Origin of the sequence: Craterilacuibacter sp., assembly GCF_051659485.1 — a bacterium.
Classification (GTDB): Bacteria; Pseudomonadota; Gammaproteobacteria; order Burkholderiales; family Chromobacteriaceae; genus Craterilacuibacter.
Window position 1 is genome coordinate 1 of the sequence record NZ_JBOFOO010000364.1, and the last position, 5051, is coordinate 5051.

Annotated in this window: 4 protein-coding genes and 1 pseudogene; all 5 read left to right on the plus strand. The window is 59.1% G+C overall.

The features are described 5' to 3' along the window. The coding region (locus ACRC1E_RS12440) for an RNA-guided endonuclease InsQ/TnpB family protein (RefSeq protein ID WP_438515409.1) at positions 1-324 on the plus strand (324 nt) is incomplete at its 5' end. A 172-nt stretch (positions 325-496) separates the two neighbouring features. Beyond that, complete coding sequence (locus tag ACRC1E_RS12445) at positions 497-3991, plus strand: SNF2-related protein (protein WP_438515410.1); 3495 nt, start codon at positions 497-499, stop codon at positions 3989-3991. Between the two features lie 40 nt (positions 3992-4031). Beyond that, positions 4032-4367, plus strand: coding sequence for a DUF3024 domain-containing protein (locus ACRC1E_RS12450; RefSeq protein WP_438515411.1), 336 nt, complete (start codon positions 4032-4034; stop codon positions 4365-4367). A 55-nt stretch (positions 4368-4422) separates the two neighbouring features. After that, positions 4423-4605, plus strand: a pseudogene (locus tag ACRC1E_RS12455) (transposase domain-containing protein); the annotation flags it as partial. A gap of 128 nt (positions 4606-4733) precedes the next feature. Then, the coding region (locus ACRC1E_RS12460; RefSeq protein ID WP_438515412.1) for a hypothetical protein at positions 4734-5051 on the plus strand (318 nt) is incomplete at its 3' end.

A 5051-nucleotide genomic window follows, 5' to 3' on the forward strand; every position in this document is an offset into this window, starting at 1 on the left:
GGCCTGAACAAAGCGATCTTGGATCAGGGATGGGGCGAGTTCAGGCGGCAACTGGACTACAAGCTGGCATGGAAAGGTGGACACCTGATTGCCGTACCACCGCACCATACCAGTCAGACTTGCCCGGCCTGTGGCCATATTTCGAAACTGAACCGCCAGACCCAAGCCCTGTTCAAATGCGTGGAATGCGGCTACGTGAATCATGCCGATACCGTCGGCGCGATCAATGTTTTAAGGGCGGGATACGCCCGGCTAGCCTGTGAAGTGAGCGGTGCAGCAATGCCGCCAGCAGCAGGAACCCACCGAAGCGAGCTAGCCGCGTAAGCGACTAGACGCAGTAGGAATCCCCGTCCTTTCCAGCCTTGAGGCTGGCTCGCGCAAGCGAGAGGGCGGGGAGGATGTCAAAAACACCGGAAGCAGACATTAACCCAGCATCACAGGTGGCGGTGACCATTACTGGCATAATGCGGCACCATCTGATTTGACGGACAGAACAATGGCAACACGGCAGACCTATGGCAATACCTGGTGGGGCGCAGCATGGCTGGGTGCGTTAACCCACATTGATTTTGACAACCGTTTGCCACGCGGACGCAGCTATGCAAACAAGGGCTCTGTGCAACAACTGGTCATTCAGCAAGGTGAGATTCGTGCCAAGGTTGCCGGCTCGCGGCCGTCACCTTATCGCGTCAAAATCGCTACCCCTGCAGTCAATGCTGCTTCGATCGAAGGTTTGCTGGATGATATTGCCGCCGATCCGCTGCTGATTGCCCGCATACTCAACCGCGAGCTGGATCCGGCCATACTGGATCTGGCATTGGCACGCGGCATCTGGGTCTTTCCCGACAGCTGGAAAAAGCTGGAGATGCATTGTTCCTGTCCGGACTGGGCGGTGCCATGCAAACATCTGGCCGCTGCGATTTACCTGCTCAGCCGTGAAATAGACAGCAACCCGTTTTTGGTGTTCTCCCTGCGCGGCATCGATCTGGTCAAGGGTTTAAAAGCGCGCGGCATGGATATCGGGCAGGCCGCTAATGCGGCGTTGCCGGACCTCGCTACGCTATTGCATGCGTTGGCAGAACACGAGAGTGTAAATACGGACGCAGTGACTGAGAGCGCCGTGCTGGATTTCAGCCGCATTCCGGAACAAGGCGATGCCTTATTGCGGGTCCTGCCGGAAAGCCCGGCCTTCTTTGCCTCCGGTGATTTTAGGGCGCAGCTGCACAAACTGTTGTCCCGGGCCGCTCAAGCGGCCAGCAAGCAACTCGATACCGAGCCCAAGGCCAGCGCCAGCGTACTCCACCCCTCTGACCGGCCGCAGTTGCTGCTGGATAAACGGGCCCATCCTGTCTTGACCGGCCTGGCGCAGCTTGACCAGCTATCGGACCTGCTCAACACCGTGTCTTGCCTGCCCAAGGCCGAGCTGGCTGACTACCAGCCGGCGCTGGCCGCATTTTCCCCGCTCAAGCAATTCGTCCTGAACCTGTTGGCGCGTGGCGCATTGGTGCCGCAATTGTTTGCGGCCGATAAAAAGACTGTCGGCCTGCTATGGCTACCCGCCATTCAGGACGCGACGGTACGCGGCTTGCTGCAAGAGCTAGCCGATAACCTGCCTGCTGGGCTGTTGCAACTGAAGCAGGCGGGGCAATCTGTCCGGCTGTCGCCCATGGCACAGGCGCAGGCACTCTGCGCACTGTTGCTCACGCACTATGTCCATACCCTATGCGCGCTCGATAAAGAAAAAAACGCGGCAGATAAAACCCTGCAACTGTTTTTCGGTTCGGGGCTCGCCTGTTATGACGCCTCGGGTGAGACGGCGATTGCCGCCGGCATTCAGGCCTGGCTGGCGCGGCTGGTGCTGGCACAGCAGAACCATGTGCCAGTGTTGTGTCTGGACGAAGATGCCGAGGGCGATTTCAGCCTGACACTGGCGGTACAGCACGTTGGCAGCCCCGTCCCGCATCCGCTGTCTGAAATCCTGACCGAGCCGGCATGGCAAGAGCTGCGCTTTGGTATCCTGCAAGCCGTCTCCTTGTTGGCAGGATTCTATCCGCCGCTGCATGCCTATGTGCGGGGACTCGCCCGCACCCCGCTCAGGATTAGCGCTGGAGCCTTGCCGGATCTGCTGTTTGATGTACTGCCGCTGCTACGTTTGCTGGGCATCCGGGTGCTGTTGCCCAAAGCCTTGCAGCATCTGCTGCGCCCGCGCCTGTCGATGCGGATCAAAGCCCGCACTGATGACAGTCCCGGCAGCCTGTCACCCTTTGATATGTTTGATTTTGACTGGCAGATTGCGATCGGTGACGCGCTGATTAGCCGTGCGGAATTCGAACAGCTAATCAGCCATGCCGCAGGGGTGGTGCGTTTCAGGGGGGCCTATGTCTATCTGGATGCGGCAGAAATCGAGCACCTACGTGCCCAGCTGGCCCGGCCTATCGCGCTGCAGGAGAACGAACTGCTGCAGGTGGCGCTGACGGGAGAGTATGAAGGCGCCAGTATCCAGTTGGATGCGGATGTCCAGCAATGCATTGCCGATTTGTTGAATGCCGGCGACGTGCCTGTGCCGGATGTGTTGCAGGCCGATTTGCGCCCTTATCAGTTGCGGGGTTACGCCTGGCTGTACCGCAACGCTTGTCTGGGCTTGGGGAGTGTGATTGCCGATGATATGGGGCTGGGCAAAACCCTACAGGTGATTGCCGCCATACAGAAACTGCAGCAGGAAGGCGCGCTGGTACACGCCAAAGTACTGGTGGTGATGCCGACCAGCCTGCTGACCAACTGGCAAAAGGAAATCGCCCGTTTTGCACCAACCCTCAGCGTGGGTGTCTTTCATGGCACCAAGCGCGAGCTGGCACAGCAGCGCCCCGATGTCCTGCTGACCAGTTATGGGGTCGCACGTAGCGCGGCAGCCGCCCTCAAGGCCTTGGCGTGGCAACTGCTAATCGTCGACGAAGCGCAGAACATCAAGAATTCGGCCGCAGCGCAAACCCGTGCCCTCAAGTCCATTCCGGCCAAAAGCTTTATTGCCGTCAGCGGCACCCCGGTGGAAAACCGCCTGTCCGAGTACTGGAGCATCATGGACTTCGCCAACCGGGGTTACCTGGGCAAGCTGGCGAGTTTTGTGCGTGATTACGCCAAGCCGATCCAACTGCAACACGACCAGCAGGCACTGGCACGCTTCAAACGCATGACGGCCCCTTTCCTGCTGCGCCGTCTCAAGACCGACCGTAGCATCATCAGTGATCTGCCCGACAAGATCGAGCAGGACCAGTATTGTGCGCTGGGCAAAACACAGGCGGCGCTATATGAATCGGTACTGCAGGCCGCCATGCAGACCTTGTCCGGCGAGGAAGACAGCTTCAAGCGCCAAGGCCTGGTGCTGCAGATGATGATGGCGCTCAAACAGGTGTGCAATCATCCTGCCCAGTACCTGAAGCAAGACGATGGCGATGCCCTGCAGTCCGGCAAGGTCGAGCGCCTGTTCGAACTACTGAACGACATCCATGCCAGTCATGAAAAAGTGCTGATCTTCACCCAGTTCAAGACGATGGGGCTACTGCTGGCGAACTGGATTGCGGAACGCACGGGCCAGCGGCCGCAATTCCTGCATGGTGCCTGCAGCCGGGCACAGCGCGATGCCATGGTCGAGCGCTTCCAGCATGACCGCACCGAGCGCGTATTCATTCTCTCGCTCAAGGCTGGAGGAACCGGGCTCAACCTGACCGCCGCATCCCATGTGATCCATTTCGACCTGTGGTGGAATCCGGCCGTGGAAGCCCAGGCCACAGACCGCGCTTACCGCATTGGCCAGCAGCGCAATGTGCAAGTTCACCGCCTGATCTGCCGCGGCACGTTTGAAGAGCGTATCAACGACATGATACGCAGCAAGCGCGAGCTGGCTGACCTGACACTCAGCAGCGGGGAGACCTGGATAGGCCACCTTGCCAGCGATGAAATCCGAGAGCTGTTTGCGCTGAATGTAAAAACATAAGATTTCTCTTGTAAGCGCTATCCGCGCAGGAAGTGTATGTATGGCTATTCCAGACGATATTCGAAATATGGCAGAAAACCTGATCGGGGTGTTTTGCCGGAGTACTTGGCCTCAACATGGGGGTTCGGCTCATGCCTTGTCCTATTCGGTACGAGGTGATGGTGTGACCGTGTTTGAAATGTCAGCCAACGGCATGGGGCGTTACGGGAACCTTCCGATTGCCCGTTTCAAATACGCAGAGGGGCTGTGGTCCTTGTGGCAAGTCGGTCGCAATGGCAAGTGGCTCGCGTATATGGGCCAGATGCCGACCGAGAACCTGATGCGCTTGATTCAGGCACTCAAAGACGATCCTGAAGGCGTGTTTGGCTTACGTTGATCGGTGGGCTGTTTGCATGGACTGGCGAATATTGGCCGCTAATCCTGATTGGCTGTTCACCAGCAGCGAACGCGCCGGTCGCCGTGCGGCCGCCATCCAGAGCCTACTGGCCAGCGCCCGGTTCAACGGCATCGAGCCTTTAGCCTGGCGTAAAGCTACCCTCGAAAAACTTCCCGTCTGGCCGAACCGTTGCCTCGACGAACGCCTCCCCCCTCAAGCTCTAACCGCCCGCACCTAGGTTGGCAAGGGGGGGCGACCGGACGCATACTTCGGTCAGGCTGACCATAGTTTTTATGTCCAGCCTGACCTTGGCTATTCTCAAACCTGCGGCCACGCAGCGTGGCCGGCCAGAGGGGAGTGGTAGTCATGGTGATGGATGACGAAGCCCGGCAATATCAGGGCGAGCGCGAGGCCGCACTTTATCGTGCAACCGATGCGAATTTTGCGGCGTGGGCACTGGGCGTCGGGCCTGTCGTGCATGGCAGTGCAACCCAGTTGGCGGTATATAAACTGGCCGGGCGTTTGCTCGCGGCGGGGAAAGTAAACAGCCGTGCGGACGTCTATGCACAACTGCACGCGGCCGATGTGCTGGCGTGTGCCGGCATGTGGCTGGTTGCGCATATGACCTACGCTGAGCGGGTGTATCTGGATGGGCGGGCGCTGGACAGCACCGATTTCAAGGTG